Origin of the sequence: Qipengyuania seohaensis (assembly GCF_002795865.1) — a bacterium.
In the GTDB taxonomy this organism is placed as follows: domain Bacteria; phylum Pseudomonadota; class Alphaproteobacteria; order Sphingomonadales; family Sphingomonadaceae; genus Qipengyuania; species Qipengyuania seohaensis.
Window position 1 is genome coordinate 2,262,612 of record NZ_CP024920.1, and the last position, 13,511, is coordinate 2,276,122.

The following is a 13,511-nucleotide window of genomic DNA, read 5'->3' on the forward strand; positions in this document are numbered from 1 at the left end:
GGGCATGGACAAGCTTGTTTCGACAGAATGGCTCGCCGCGCGGATCGGCGCCGATGACGTAATCATCCTCGATGCGACCATGCATCTGCCCGACAGCGGCAGGGATGCGCAGGCGGAGTTCGGGCAAAGACACATTCCGGGGGCTAGGTATCTCGACCTGGCGACGCTTACCGATGCGGGGTCGAGCGTTCCAAAGGCCGTACCGACCCCGGAGCAGTTTGCCGAGCGGATGCGCGAGCTTGGCGTGGCGCGCGGAGGACGGATCGTCCTTTACGACGATAGCGACATCCGCAGCGCGGCGCGGGCCTGGTTCCTGTTCGACCATGCGGGCGAACCGAATGTGGCCGTGCTCGATGGCGGGCTGGCGAAGTGGATCGCAGAGGGACGCCAGGTGGACAAGGGCAGCCCGACCCACGCCCCACGCGACTATCCTGATCCCGACGTGCGCAGGGACGTGCGCGGCAAGCAGGATATCCTCGACGCGCTGGAAGATAGCGATGCCCAACTCGTCGATGCCCGCGATGCGGCGCGCTTTGCAGGCGAAGAGGGGAGTGGGTCCGATGGCCACATCCCCGGCGCAGCCAACGTGCATTTTACCCGGTTGCTCAACGAGGATGGAACTTATCGCAGCGCCGAAGAAATTCGCTGCATTTTCGAAGGCGCCGGAGTGGACCTCGACAAGCCGGTCGTAACCAGCTGCAACAGCGGAATGACGGCCTGCGTCCTCCTCTTCGCGCTGGAAGTGGCGGGCAAGGAAGATGTCGCGCTTTACGATGGCAGCTGGATGGAGTGGGGCGCCGATCCCGATACGCCCAAGGCGAAGGGTGCGGCTGGCTGACGATGGCAGGCTCAAGGGGCAGGCAGGGCAAGGGCACGCGCCTCGTGACGACGGGGCGGGCGGGCGATTTTGCCGAACACGTTGTCAATCCGCCTGTATGGCGGGCGAGCACGCATCTCTATCCCGATTGCGCAGCCCTGCGCGAGGGGCCGAAAGCAAACGAGGACGGGCGGTTTTTCTACGGCAGGCGGGGCGCACCAACGCAATGGGCGCTGTCGGACGCGCTCACCGAGCTTGAGCCGGGGGCGCACGGCACAGTGCTTTATCCAAGCGGTGTCGCGGCCATCGTCGGGGCGCTGATGGCGGTACTCAAGGCGGGCGACGTCCTGCTCGTGACCGACAATGCCTACGATCCGACCCGAAATACGGCGATGGGCCTACTCAAGCGCTTCGGCGTCGAGCACCGGTTTTTCGACCCGCTCGACCTCGATGGGTTCGCGGAAAAGTTCTGCGACCGGACAAAGGCGGTAATGCTTGAAAACCCCGGCAGCCTGACGATGGAATTGTGCGACATTCCCGCGCTGGCCGCGATCGGCAGGGATCGCGGCGCGGTCATCCTGATGGACAACACCTGGGCGACCTCGCTCGGCTTCCCTGCGCTGGAGCGGGGCTGCGACATTGCGATCATGGCCCTGACCAAGCACGTCGGCGGCCATTCCGACCTGATGATGGGTTCCGCTAGTGCTGGAGAACGCTGGTATCGCCGTCTGCGCATGACGGCCCAGCAGCTCGGCCATGTCGTATCACCCGACGATGCCGCCCTTGCGCTGCGTGGGCTGAGGACGATGGGCGTCCGGCTGGAACGCGAAACGGCGACCGCCCTCAAGATCGCGCACTGGCTCGAAGCGCGCGATGACGTGGCGCAGGTGCTGTGCCCGGTTCTGCCGGGCTCGCCGGGCCATGAATTCTACGAGCGCGATTTCACCGGCGGCTGCGGCCTGTTCAGCTTTGTCCTCAAGGGTCGCGACGATGCGGCAAGGGTCCGCCTGATCGATGCGCTGGAATTGTTCGGCATCGGATACAGCTGGGGCGGCTTTGAAAGTCTCGCCCTGCCGTTCGACGTGCCGAGCGTGCGCAGCGTGATGGATTGGCCCAAAAGCGATTGGGGGATTGGCGATAACTGCGGAATTCGCCTATCGATCGGTCTCGAAGATGCAGACGACCTGATCGCCGATCTCGATCAGGCCTTCGTGGCAATGGATAAAGGATAGCCGTGCAGGGCGATACACCACCCGCAAGCAGTGAAACCCCGCAGACCGATACGGTAGAGCAGGCATGGTCCTTGGCCGAACCTGCTCCGGAAGAGACCGCCGTCGCGGCATCGGAAGGCATCAGGGAAGCGGTCAGCGAGAAGAGCGCCACGGTCGGGTCGATCGTCGACACGCTCGATTCCTTGGCGTTGAGCTTCGGCGACATGCGAATTTCGCTGTTCGACGTGCTTATCGTCATAACGATCCTCGTCGGGGTGATCGCATTTGCGTGGTTTATCAGCAAGCTGTCACGCCGGATGGTTCGCCGCATCCACCGGCTGGACGATACGCAGCAATTGCTGGTCGAGAAGATCATCACCATCGCGATCTGGGCTGCGGCGTTCTTCCTCGGCATCGACCTGCTCGGCATCGACCTGACTGCGCTGGCGGTTTTCTCCGGTGCATTCGGCCTCGCCATCGGTTTCGGTCTCCAGAAAACCTTCGGTAATCTGATCGCCGGCATCATCCTGTTGATGGACAAGTCGATCAAGCCGGGCGACGTGATCGCCGTCACCGACATGGCCGGCAACGAAAGTTTCGGCCAGATCCGCAAGATCGGCGTGCGCGCGGTATCGGTGACGACCCGCGACCAGCGCGAATACCTCATCCCGAACGAAAACCTGATGATCAACCAGGTCGAAAACTGGTCCTATTCGTCGAAGAACGTGCGGATGCAGGTGCCGGTGGGCGTTAGCTACGAAGCCGACATGAAGCTTGCCGAAGAGCTCATGCTCGAAGCGGCCAAGTCATGCGACCGCGTGCTGAAAGCGCCGCCTCCCACGGTCTGGATGTCCGAATACGGCGACAATTCGGTCAATTTCATGATCCACTGCTGGATCAGGGATCCCGAAGACGGCGTCGGCAACGTGCGCAGTGCTGTCCTCAAGAAGCTGTGGTGGCTCTTCAAGGAGAACGGCATCGAAATCCCGTTCCCGCAGCGCGACCTGCATATCCGGTCCAGCGACCAGCTCGACCGGTGGTTCGAATTGATGGCGGCCCGCAGCGGCGGCGAGCAGGTTACAAAAGAATAGTTTTGCGCGCGCACAGCGCTGATTTCAAAATCTGCGCTACCTGCCCGCGCATTCATTCTGATTGGCGCGTGGAAGCCATGCGGCGCATCTACGCCTCATGGCAAATACCGGAACCATTTATCTCGTCGGCGCGGGGCCGGGCGATCCCGAACTCCTGACGCTCAGGGCTGCACGCCTGCTCGATCGTGCCCGCATCATCGTCCATGACGGTCTCGTCGATCCTGCAATTCTTGCGCTCGCCCATCCCGAGGCGGAGCTGATCTCGGTCGCGAAACAGCGTTCGAAGCACACCATGGCGCAGGAAGACATCTGCGACCTGCTGGTGCGCATTGCCCGCTCGGGCGAGGACGTCGTGCGCCTCAAAGGCGGCGACCCCTTCATCTTCGGCCGCGGCGGCGAAGAGGCGGAAGCGGCGCGAGCTGCAGATGTCCCGGTGGAAGTCGTGCCCGGCATCAGTGCTGCCAACGGCGCAGCGGCAGCGGCCCAGATCGCACTGACCCACCGCGATGCATCGTCGATCGTCAGCTTCGTCGCCGGCCAGTGCAAGGGCCTCAAGGACCAGGACTGGGCCGGACTTGCGGGCAAGGGCAGGACGCTCGTCATTTACATGGGTGTGAAGACCGCCCCGCAAATTGCGGAAAAATTGATGGAAGACGGCCTTGCCCCCGATATGCCTGTCGCGGTTATCGAGAACGGCGCTCGCCCCGAAATGCGCGTGCTGCGCGCTCCGCTGGCCGGTCTTCCCGACCTTGTCGAAGCAGAACAGGTGGTCAGCCCCGCGCTGATCGTCATCGGCGAGGTGACGGCGCGCGATAACCTCTCGCTCGCGGCTCTTGCACAGGAGGCTGCGCGATGAGGATCTTGACCGGCAACGACCTCAAGACGGGTGCGGTCACCTGGTGGACCGGCAGCGACTGGTCTCTCCATGTCGAAGACGCCGTGGACGTCACCGGGAGCGAAGACGAGATCGCCCGCCGCGAGGAAGCCGCGCGCCGCGTCAACGCGCCTTATGCGATTGACGCCACGATGGACGAGGGCAGTCCGCGCCCTTCGCACATCAAGGACCGCGTCCGCGCGATCGGCCCGACGGTGCGCCCCGATCTCACTCTCAAACCGGCCGATCCCGACATCGGCAACTGGGTGATCTGATGTATAAGTACGATTCATTCGACCAGCAGATGGTCGACGCCCGGGTCGAGGAATTTCGCGACCAGGCACGCCGCCGTCTGGAAGGAAAGCTGACCGAAGACCAGTTCAAGCCGCTGCGGCTGATGAATGGGCTCTATCTCCAGCTGCACGCCTACATGCTGCGCGTCGCCATTCCCTATGGCACGCTCGACAGCCGGCAGATGCACGCGCTGGCCGATATCGCGGAGAAGTACGACCGCGGGTACGGGCATTTCACCACCCGCCAGAACATCCAGTACAACTGGATCAAGCTGGAAGATGCGGCGGACATCCTGGCCGATCTTGCCAAGGTGGAAATGCACGCCATCCAGACCAGCGGGAACTGCATCCGCAATATCTCATCCGATCACTTCGCGGGCGCAGCCGCCGACGAGGTCGTCGATCCAAGGCCTTATGCCGAATTGCTGAGGCAATGGTCGAGCTTCCATCCCGAATTCAGCTATCTGCCACGCAAGTTCAAGATCGCGGTGATCGCCAGCGATACCGATCGTGCAGCCATGCGGTTGCATGACATCGGCATCCAGATCGTGGAGCAGGACGGCGAATTGGGCGCTGCTTTCTATGTCGGCGGGGGCATGGGCCGCACGCCGATGATCGCGCCTTGCATCAACCCCTTCGTCCCGCTCGACCAGCTGGTCACCTATGCCGAGGCGTGTCTGCGGGTCTACAACCGCCACGGACGGCGCGACAACAAGTACAAGGCGCGGATCAAGATCCTTGTCCACGAAATGGGCGCGGAAGAATACACCCGCCAGGTCGAGGCTGAATTCGCGCATTTACTGGAACAGGGCGTCGAACCACCGTTCGCCGAACTCGAGCGCATCCGCACCTTCTTCGAGGACCCGCTTTTCGAAACGGGCCTGGCCGACGAGATCGACCGTAGCGATCCCGATTTCGCCCTGTGGGTCGACCGCAATACCGTTGCGCACAAGGCTGGTGGATACGTGTCCGCCGTCATCAGCCTGAAGCCCGTGGGCGGAATTCCCGGCGATGCGACGACCGAACAGATGCACCTCATGGCCGACCTCGCACGAGATTACAGCTTCGACGAGCTGCGCGTAATGCACACGCAGAACATCGTCCTGCCGCACGTCCGCAAGGCCGATCTCCACGCGCTGTGGACCGCTCTCGATGAAGCAGGGCTGGGCAGCCCGAACCTCGATACGGTCGAGGATATCATCGCCTGCCCGGGCCTCGATTACTGCAGCCTCGCCAATGCGCGCTCGATCCCCGTTGCGCAGCAGATTTCGGAGCGTTTTGCCGCAAATGGCAAGACCGAAGCGCTCGGACAGCTCAAGCTGAAGATTTCCGGCTGCATCAACGCCTGCGGCCACCATCACGCGGGCCATATCGGCATCCTTGGCGTCGATAAGAAGGGCGTCGAAAACTACCAGCTCCTGCTCGGCGGGAGCGAGGCGGAGGACGTCAGCCTCGCCAAGATCACCGGCCCCGGCTTCGACGAAGCAGGGATCGTCGACGCGGTCGAAACCGCCGCAGACGTCTACCTGCGCGAACGCCAGGACGGCGAACGCTTCCTCGACACTTACCGCCGTATCGGCATGACCCCCTTCAAGGAGGCCCTTTATGGCTGACTTCGTTTCCGACACCGACACGCTCATCCGCTATCGCGAAGACGAGCCCGTCGATCACGCGGCGGTGACGGTCGATTCCTTCCTCGACCAGTCGAACGCCAGCGCCGTGCGGGTGGAACCGGGCGACGATGCGCGCGAACTGATCCCGCATCTGGAACGCCTTGCTCTTGTGGAAGTGAACTTCCCCGCTTTCGGTGACGGGCGCGGATATTCCTCCGCTCGCCTCCTGCGCGAGGCCGGGTACGAGGGCGAATTGCGCGCCGTCGGCGATGTGCTGGTGGACCAGGTCGCCTATATGCGCCGCTGCGGCTTCGATGCGTTCGAACCCGACGCAGCCCTAAACGAGGCTGACCTCGAAACCGCATTGTCGCGCTGGCCGGAAGTATACCAGCCCGCCGCCGACAGCCGCACGCCGATCTGGGCCAAGCGTCACGCATGAACGAAACGCGCGCCATCGACCGGCTCGACACGGGGCCACGCTTCACGGATCAGGACGCCATCCGCCTGAACCGAATGTTTCGCGGCAGCGAGACGGAAGACTGGCTGCGCGCCGTGGTCGAGGGCAACCTGGTGGGAGACATCGCCCTCGTGTCCAGTTTCGGCGCGGAAAGTGCGGCGTTGCTGCACCTGGTGTCGCGGGTCGATGACAGCATCCCGATCCTGTTTCTCGACACGGGCAAGCATTTTTCCGAAACGCTGGCTTATCGCGATGAATTGACCGACCTGCTCGGCCTCAACCGGATCGACCTGTATCCCGAGCTTTCCGACCTCGAAAAGCGCGACGAGACGGGCCTGCGCTGGTCATACGATCCTGACGGATGCTGCGAATTGCGCAAGGTGCGTCCGCTGGAAAAGGCGCTGGCGCGTTATGATGCCAGCCTCACGGGGCGCAAGGCGTTCCAGTCCACGACGCGCGCCAATCTGCCGCGCTTCGAAGTGGACACTGCGGATGCACAGGGGCGGATGAAGATAAATCCGCTGATCGACTGGGACGCGGACCGGATTGCCAGCTATTTCGAAGAACACGACCTCCCGCGCCACCCGCTGGTGGAGCGCGGTTTCCCCTCGATCGGGTGTTCCCCCTGTACCCGCCAGGTCAAGCCCGGCGAAGACCCCCGCGCTGGCAGGTGGAGCGGCTGGGATAAGGTCGAATGCGGCATCCACAAGCCTGGCGAGGAACCGTTTCTCTAAAGAAAGAGGGCGCGAGGGATCGATCCCCCGCGCCCCGATTGGTTCAACTCAGCTTTCTACGCGTTCGACGACCGCAGTCTCGCCGGCGGCATTGGTCGACGTCCAGACGCCGTCTTCGCCGATCTGCTCGGTGTTGCATTGCTGCTCGGCGGGCGTGTCTTCGTCGACATAGGCTTCGTCGGCAGTGTAGCAGTACTGGCTCGGCGACTTCTGCTCCCACGTTCCGGTTTCGACCACTTCGCCATTGAGCGACTGGGTGTAGGTTCCGTCGGTGCGAAGATCCTCGTCGTACACGGTCCCGTCCGAAGACGTGACACGGTACATTCCCGCGGTCGGCTGACCATCGGCGGCAATGCCGGCCTCTTCCACCACGGCGGTTTCTTCCACCGGTTCGTCAACGACTTCTTCTTCGGCAGCCTGCGAACAGCCTGCCAGGATCGCCGCGCTTGCGACGAGTATCAGTTTTCTCATGAAGACCTCCAATGCGACCCGTGAATGAAGGCGGATTTTTCCGCTCACGACTCGCAACCCTGCGCGGACCCTAGGGGGGAGGAGCGACGAGGGCAATTGCGCCCACGCTGAAATGCAAATCCGGCTCAGAGCCAGCCTTCGTCGCGATACCATTGCGCGGTCAGCTTCAGGCCGTCGCGGCTTTCGATATGGGGCTCCCACACGGCTGCGGGCACCTTCATTGCGGATCGCGATACCCAGTTCGGGTGGGTCATGTAGCCGACCCGGTCGGCGGTCAGGCGCGCCTTTTCGCCGCGCAGGATCTCGTCGGCCTTTGCGCCCAGTTCCAGCACGTTCTTGGGCAGGTGAGGCGCGAAAACGCGGCGGCCCACGGCGTGCCCGATCGCCTTGGCAAGCTCGTCATGACCCCAGCCGCCTTCGCGACCGTCGTCCGGCTCGAACAGTTTGCGTCTCACCAACGCAGGCGACGCATCGACGAGGTCGAGCAGGAGACGCGCAAGGTCGTGCACATGAATGAGCGAACTGGCACCGCGCGGGGGCAGGGGCAGAAACCCGAATTTCGCGCTGCGGAACATCTCGAAATAGTCGACATCGCGAGGACCGTAGACGCCGGGCGGGCGCACGGTGGTCCAGTCGAGGCCGCTTGCCTCGACCAGCTTTTCTGCTTCCGCCTTCGATGCGCCATAGGCCGACAAGCCCGGCTCGCGCGCGGCGAGGGAAGAGACGAAGACGAAGCGTTTCACTTTCTTCGCCTTGGCGGCATCGATCAGGCGCGAGGTTCCCTCGACATTCGCCTCGTGGAAAGCAGCGGGATCGGGCGTGTTGGTCAGGCCTGCCACGTGGATGATGGCGTCGGCGCCTTCGCAAAGTGTTTCCAACGATGCGATGTCGGACAGGCTGCCCTCGATCCACTCCACTCCGGCCGTTTCGTCCTGCGCACGGCGGGTCAGCGCACGTACCCGGATATCCCGGTCGCCAGCGACGTCGAGCACGGCCCGGCCGACGAAGCCGGTGGCTCCTGTCAGTGCGATGATCACGCGCGCACCATATGGTCGCGGTGGACGACGGCCGCGCGGGGTGAATAGCCGAGCTTTGCGGCCTGTTCGTCTTCGCGCAGGCCCACGATCTGGCGGCATTCGGCGGCGCTGTATTCGACGAGGCCCTGGCCCAGCCGCTCGCCCTTGGCGCCGTGGATCGCGACAAGGTCACCGCGCTGGAAATCGCCCTCGACCGCAGTGAGACCTGCCGCGAGCAGGCTCGCGCCATTGGCGAGTGCAGCTGTGCAACCGGGATCGACCGTCAGGACGCCAGCGGGGGCCAGCCGCCCGGACAGCCACGCCTTGCGTGCGCTCTCCTCGCCCTGCGCGGTGAACAAGGTGCCGGTCCCGCTGTCCAGCGCCCTGCCGATGGGGGCGTCATATGTGCCGTTGATGATCGCGAGGCAGATCCCGGCGCGCTCGGCAATGCGCGCGGCCTGCAATTTGGCCACCATGCCGCCCGAGCCCATGCCCGATCCCGATTCGGTGCTCGCCATGGCGATGACTTCGGGTGAAACGCCCTCGACCTTTTCGATCAGCTGCGCGCCATCCTCGCCCGGGTGGCGATCGTAGAGCCCGTCGACGTCGGAAAGCAGCAGGACCGCATCCCCGCCTGCGGCCTGCGCCACGCGGGCGGCAAGCCGGTCGTTGTCGCCGAACCGGATTTCTTCGGTCGCCACGCTGTCGTTCTCGTTGACGACCGGCACCGCGCCGGTTTCGACCAGCCGCTGGAGCGTTGCGGAGGCGTTGAGATAGCGCCTGCGATCCTCGAGATCGCCCAGCGTCACGAGCATCTGCGCGGCGAGCATGCCATGCGCCGCCAGCGCCTCTCCCCAGACCCGCGCCAGTTCGACCTGCCCGACGGACGCGGCCGCCTGCGCATCGGCGAGGCTCGCGCGGCCACCCTTCGGCAGGCCGAGGCGCGCAGCACCCAGCGCAATCGCGCCCGAGGATACCACGATGATTTCGGTGCCCGCTTCCCTCAATTCGGCCAGTTCGCCGGCCAATCCCGCCAGCCAGCCGCGCCGCGCTTCACCGTTTTCGATCAGCAGGGCCGACCCGACCTTGACGATCAGGCGCCTGGCAGAACGAATGTCGGCGAGGGAGGCTATGGCCATCGCGTGATCAGAGAGGCGACCAGTCGGATGCGTCGTCGGCATCTGTATCGTCGACAGGGGCGGCCTTGGTTTCGGTCGACGTGCGATCGGGCAGATAGCTCAGGACCGCGTCCATCAGCTCCTCGATCCCTGCGCCCGTCGCGCCGGAGATGGAGAAGACCTTTTCCGCCCCTGCGGCCAGCAGTTCGTCGGCGAACGCCGTGCCCAGTTCCTTGTCGGCAAGGTCGAGCTTGTTCAGCACGACCAGCTGCGGCTTGTCGAGCAGGCCTGCGCCGTAGGCCTCGAGCTCTGCATTCACTGTGCGATAGGCGTCGGCAGGATCGTCGCCGGCAATGTCGATCAGGTGGATCAGCACGCGGCAACGTTCGATATGGCCGAGGAAGCGGTCGCCGATCCCTGCGCCTTCGGCAGCGCCCTCGATCAGGCCGGGAATGTCGGCAACGACGAATTCGCGGCCCTTGTGCCGCACGACGCCCAGCTTGGGCACCAGCGTGGTGAAGGCATAGGCCCCGACCTTCGCGTTGGTATTCGTGACCTGGTTGATGAAGGTCGACTTGCCCGCGTTCGGCAGGCCCAGCAGGCCCACGTCCGCCAGCAGCTTGAGCCGAAGCCAGACCCACATCTCCTCGCCCGCTTCGCCCGGCTGGTGCTGGCGCGGGGCGCGGTTGGTCGAGCTCTTGTAGCTGGCGTTGCCGCGTCCGCCGATACCGCCTTCGAGGAAGACGACCTGTTGTCCCGCTTCGGTGAAATCGGCGAGCACTTCTTCCTTGTCTTCGGACAGGACCTGCGTGCCGACCGGAACCTGGATCACCAGGTCGGGAGCGCCTGCGCCGGTCCGGTCGCGGCCCATGCCGTGGCTACCGCGCTTCGCCTTGAAATGCTGCGAATACCGGAAGTCGATCAGCGTGTTGAGGCCTTCGACCGCTTCGAAAACGATGTCGCCGCCTTTGCCGCCATTGCCGCCGTCGGGGCCGCCGTACTGGATATATTTCTCGCGCCGAAAGCTGACGGCACCGGGGCCTCCGGAACCGCTTTTCAGGTAGATCTTGGCTTGGTCGAGAAAGTGCATGGCGCGCCTCTAATCGTTTTTGCCGCCGATGGCGAGCATTGGTGGCCCCTAAGCTGGGCACCCTGCCGAATTGTCTTTGCGCCGCACCGCTTTCGCACCTACTCGGGCGCTCATGCAGTTCGACGATCTCATGCGCCGCTATTTCGCTACCCCCGACCTGACCGAGGTGACCCCGGCAGGCATGGAAGCGGGCATAGAACGCTGCCGCGTGGACCTCGGCCTCGAAACAGACCCGGGCAAACGCTTCGCGCTGTGGTCGCTGCTCTTCATGCTCGGCGCCGCACCCGATCTCGACGTGGCATTCGAGAACGAGGACGAGCGCGAAGCCGCCCGCAACTTCATGGACCTGATGGCCGCAAGCGAGGCTGGAAACGAGGGCTAAGGGGGCGGGTGGTGCCGGCTGCAGGAGTCGAACCCGCGACCTGATGATTACAAATCAACTGCTCTACCAACTGAGCTAAGCCGGCCTGTTCACCCAACGACGCGCGCCTTTGGGCTAAAATGCGCCGAAGGTCCAGCCCTCTGTGCGTGCAATTTCATCGGTTAGCCCTCGCGGGGCCCAGCGTTCCCGTTCTCCGGCCACTTTGCGCAGCCATGCGGCCGTCAGCAGCGCGTCGGAAGCGTGGTCGTCGATTGCCCCGCTGCCGGGTACCGAAGGCGACCCGAGGGCGGTAAGCGCCGCATTCAATTCCTCGACCGTGCGCATCTTTGCTCGCCCTGCGCTGCGGCCTGCCTCCAGCGCGGCGAGGCTGGTATAAATCTCGACCAGAGCCGAACCGGTGGAGGGTAGCGGGTCGACCGGCCAGACGGGCAGGCGTCCGCGCAGCTGGTGCAGCATCCGCATGCCGGTGAGGCTGGACTTGCCGACCTGCGCCGCGCCGACGAGGTTGAAGTTCGAATAGGGTTTGCAGCCCATGCTGGCCTGCACCTGCTCGGTCACGCGAAAGCGCCCGCGCCGGTGGTCGGCTTTGTCGCAGAAGAAATGCGCGCCGGTATCGCTACCGTCGCGGAAATAGGGACGGTAGGACGGGTGATCGACAAAGGCCTGTGCGCCGAGGTTCACTTCATGCGAGCAGATGTCGTCGATCAGCGCCCAGAGCGAGGGGGCGTGGGGCAGGAGCACGTCGTTCGCAGGGAAGAACGCGCCGCAATCGGCATGGGGGAGGGAGATGCCCAGATCGACCCCGACCAACGTATCGTCCGGCAGGTCGTCGCGCAGGATGGTGAGGACATCTTCGCGGCCCCAGCCTTTTCCGCGTTCGACCAGTACCGGCGGGCCGCCGCCTGCATCGGCGATGGCGACGGCGATGCCTTTCTGCTTCGCCCCTTTCGCCCCCGACCAGTCGATCGCCACGAAATGGTCGAAGCGGTCAGTCACGCTCGCGCCTGAGCTTGTCCCAATAGTCGAGGCGCTTCTTCACTTCGCGCTCGAACCCGCGCTCAACCGGCTGGTAATAGCTTTGCGGCTCCATCTCCTCGGGCCAGTAATTGTCGCCCGAAAAGCCGTCCTCTGCATCGTGGTCGTAGCTGTAGCCCGAACCATAGCCGATATCCTTCATCAGCTTGGTCGGCGCGTTGAGGATGTTCTGCGGCGGCATCAGGCTGCCGGTTTCCTTCGCGCTTTTGAACGAGGATTTCTGCGCCTTGTAGACCGCGTTCGATTTGGGCGCGGTGGCGAGATAGGTGCAGGCCTGCACCAGCGCGAGTTCGCCTTCCGGGCTGCCGAGAAACTCGTAAGCGTCCTTCGCCGCCATGCATTGCACCAGCGCCTGCGGGTCGGCCATGCCGATATCTTCCACGGCCATGCGCACCAGCCGTCGTGCTAGGAAGCGCGGCTCTTCGCCAGCGGTTAGCATCCGCGCGAGGTAATAGAGGCTGGCCTGCACATCGCTGCCGCGCACCGCCTTGTGGAGTGCGGAAATGAGGTTGTAATGGCCTTCGCGATCCTTGTCGTAGACCGCGACGCGTCGCTGGAGGAATTTGCCGAGCGCCGCGGGATCGAGCGGTTCGGGTATCTTCGCGTTGTACAGCGTTTCCGCCTGGTTGAGCAGGAAGCGCCCGTCGCCATCGGCGCTCGCCACCAGTGCATCGCGCGCCTCTGCTGTGAGGGGCAGGGGGCCTTCCAGCTCTTCCGCCCGGTCGAGCAATTGCCCGAGAGCCTCGCGGTCGAGGCGCTGGAGGATCAATACCTGCGCGCGGCTGAGTAGTGCGGCGTTGAGGGCGAAGCTTGGATTTTCCGTCGTCGCGCCCACCAGCGTCACAGTCCCGCGCTCAACGAAAGGCAGGAAACCGTCCTGCTGGGCGCGGTTGAAGCGATGGATCTCGTCCACGAACAGCAGCGTGCGCTGTCCGGCCTGCGCCGCCTTGTCTGCGGCGGCGAAGGCTTTCTTGAGGTCCGCTACGCCGGAGAACACCGCGCTCACGCTCTCGAAGCGCATGCCCACGCTGTCCGCCAGCAGGCGCGCGATTGTCGTCTTGCCGGTGCCGGGCGGCCCCCACAGGATCATGCTGGAAAGGCGGCCTGCCGCTACCATGCGGCCGATCGCGCCTTCGGGGCCGGTCAGATGGTCCTGTCCGATCACTTCGGCGAGGGAATTGGGACGCAGCCGGTCGGCAAGCGGTGCATCTTCGCGCACGCTCTCGGTCGCGGGGCTCTGGGGGAGATCTTCGGGAAAGAGGTCGGCCATTGATCGGATCACATAGTGCGTTCGCCGACAAATTGCAGG

The 13,511-nt window shown here is 64.3% G+C and carries 15 protein-coding genes and 1 tRNA gene; 9 read left to right on the forward strand and 7 right to left on the reverse strand.

The window, feature by feature from the left end; genetic code table 11:
- The first annotated feature begins 4 nt into the window (after window positions 1-4).
- From CVE41_RS11085 to CVE41_RS11120, 8 genes are all read left to right on the forward strand, one after another.
- Window positions 5-838 (forward strand): sulfurtransferase, encoded by an 834-nt coding sequence (locus CVE41_RS11085; protein WP_100260706.1) that lies wholly within the window; start codon window positions 5-7, stop codon window positions 836-838.
- 2 nt (window positions 839-840) lie between these two features.
- Window positions 841-2,049, forward strand: a complete 1,209-nt coding sequence (gene metC, locus CVE41_RS11090; RefSeq protein WP_100260707.1) for a cystathionine beta-lyase — start codon at window positions 841-843, stop codon at window positions 2,047-2,049.
- Window positions 2,050-2,051: 2 nt separating this feature from the next.
- Window positions 2,052-3,119 (forward strand): mechanosensitive ion channel family protein, encoded by a 1,068-nt coding sequence (locus CVE41_RS11095; RefSeq protein WP_100260708.1) that lies wholly within the window; start codon window positions 2,052-2,054, stop codon window positions 3,117-3,119.
- A gap of 97 nt (window positions 3,120-3,216) precedes the next feature.
- Complete coding sequence (gene cobA, locus CVE41_RS11100) at window positions 3,217-3,975, forward strand: uroporphyrinogen-III C-methyltransferase (protein WP_100260709.1); 759 nt, start codon at window positions 3,217-3,219, stop codon at window positions 3,973-3,975.
- Window positions 3,972-4,268: a DUF2849 domain-containing protein gene (locus tag CVE41_RS11105; protein WP_100260710.1), complete on the forward strand. Its 297-nt coding sequence runs from the start codon at window positions 3,972-3,974 to the stop codon at window positions 4,266-4,268. Before cobA ends, CVE41_RS11105 begins: the two co-directional genes overlap by 4 nt.
- Window positions 4,268-5,899 carry a nitrite/sulfite reductase gene (locus tag CVE41_RS11110; protein ID WP_100260711.1) on the forward strand — a complete coding sequence of 544 codons (1,632 nt, stop codon included), beginning with the start codon at window positions 4,268-4,270 and terminating at the stop codon, window positions 5,897-5,899. The genes CVE41_RS11105 and CVE41_RS11110 overlap by 1 nt, the downstream gene beginning before the upstream one ends.
- The gene (locus CVE41_RS11115) at window positions 5,892-6,338 is read left to right on the forward strand and encodes a DUF934 domain-containing protein (protein WP_100260712.1); all 447 of its coding nucleotides are present in this window, start codon (window positions 5,892-5,894) and stop codon (window positions 6,336-6,338) included. Before CVE41_RS11110 ends, CVE41_RS11115 begins: the two co-directional genes overlap by 8 nt.
- On the forward strand, window positions 6,335-7,090 hold the full coding sequence (locus CVE41_RS11120) for a phosphoadenylyl-sulfate reductase (RefSeq protein WP_100260713.1): 756 nt from the start codon (window positions 6,335-6,337) through the stop codon (window positions 7,088-7,090). Before CVE41_RS11115 ends, CVE41_RS11120 begins: the two co-directional genes overlap by 4 nt.
- 48 nt (window positions 7,091-7,138) lie before the next feature.
- Here the strand turns inward: CVE41_RS11120 and CVE41_RS11125 are convergent, their stop codons facing one another.
- The 4 genes from CVE41_RS11125 to obgE form a co-directional block, all read right to left on the reverse strand.
- Window positions 7,139-7,561: a hypothetical protein gene (locus CVE41_RS11125; protein WP_100260714.1), complete on the reverse strand. Its 423-nt coding sequence runs from the start codon at window positions 7,559-7,561 to the stop codon at window positions 7,139-7,141.
- A gap of 125 nt (window positions 7,562-7,686) precedes the next feature.
- Window positions 7,687-8,598, reverse strand: a complete 912-nt coding sequence (locus tag CVE41_RS11130) for an NAD-dependent epimerase/dehydratase family protein (protein ID WP_232725671.1) — start codon at window positions 8,596-8,598, stop codon at window positions 7,687-7,689.
- Complete coding sequence (proB, locus tag CVE41_RS11135) at window positions 8,595-9,716, reverse strand: glutamate 5-kinase (protein WP_100260716.1); 1,122 nt, start codon at window positions 9,714-9,716, stop codon at window positions 8,595-8,597. The genes CVE41_RS11130 and proB overlap by 4 nt, the downstream gene beginning before the upstream one ends.
- A gap of 7 nt (window positions 9,717-9,723) precedes the next feature.
- Window positions 9,724-10,785 (reverse strand): GTPase ObgE, encoded by a 1,062-nt coding sequence (gene obgE / locus CVE41_RS11140; protein ID WP_100260717.1) that lies wholly within the window; start codon window positions 10,783-10,785, stop codon window positions 9,724-9,726.
- A gap of 112 nt (window positions 10,786-10,897) precedes the next feature.
- Here obgE and CVE41_RS11145 point away from each other — a divergent pair, with 112 nt between their 5' ends.
- Entirely contained in the window at window positions 10,898-11,167 is a 270-nt protein-coding gene (locus CVE41_RS11145; RefSeq protein WP_100260718.1) for a hypothetical protein, read from the forward strand.
- A 9-nt stretch (window positions 11,168-11,176) separates the two neighbouring features.
- Here CVE41_RS11145 and CVE41_RS11150 read toward each other — a convergent pair.
- From CVE41_RS11150 to CVE41_RS11160, 3 genes are all read right to left on the reverse strand, one after another.
- Window positions 11,177-11,252: transfer RNA gene (locus CVE41_RS11150), tRNA-Thr, on the reverse strand.
- Between the two features lie 29 nt (window positions 11,253-11,281).
- Window positions 11,282-12,163, reverse strand: coding sequence for a hypothetical protein (locus CVE41_RS11155; RefSeq protein WP_100260719.1), 882 nt, complete (start codon window positions 12,161-12,163; stop codon window positions 11,282-11,284).
- Window positions 12,156-13,472 (reverse strand): replication-associated recombination protein A, encoded by a 1,317-nt coding sequence (locus CVE41_RS11160; protein WP_100260720.1) that lies wholly within the window; start codon window positions 13,470-13,472, stop codon window positions 12,156-12,158. Before CVE41_RS11160 ends, CVE41_RS11155 begins: the two co-directional genes overlap by 8 nt.
- Window positions 13,473-13,511: the final 39 nt, after the last annotated feature.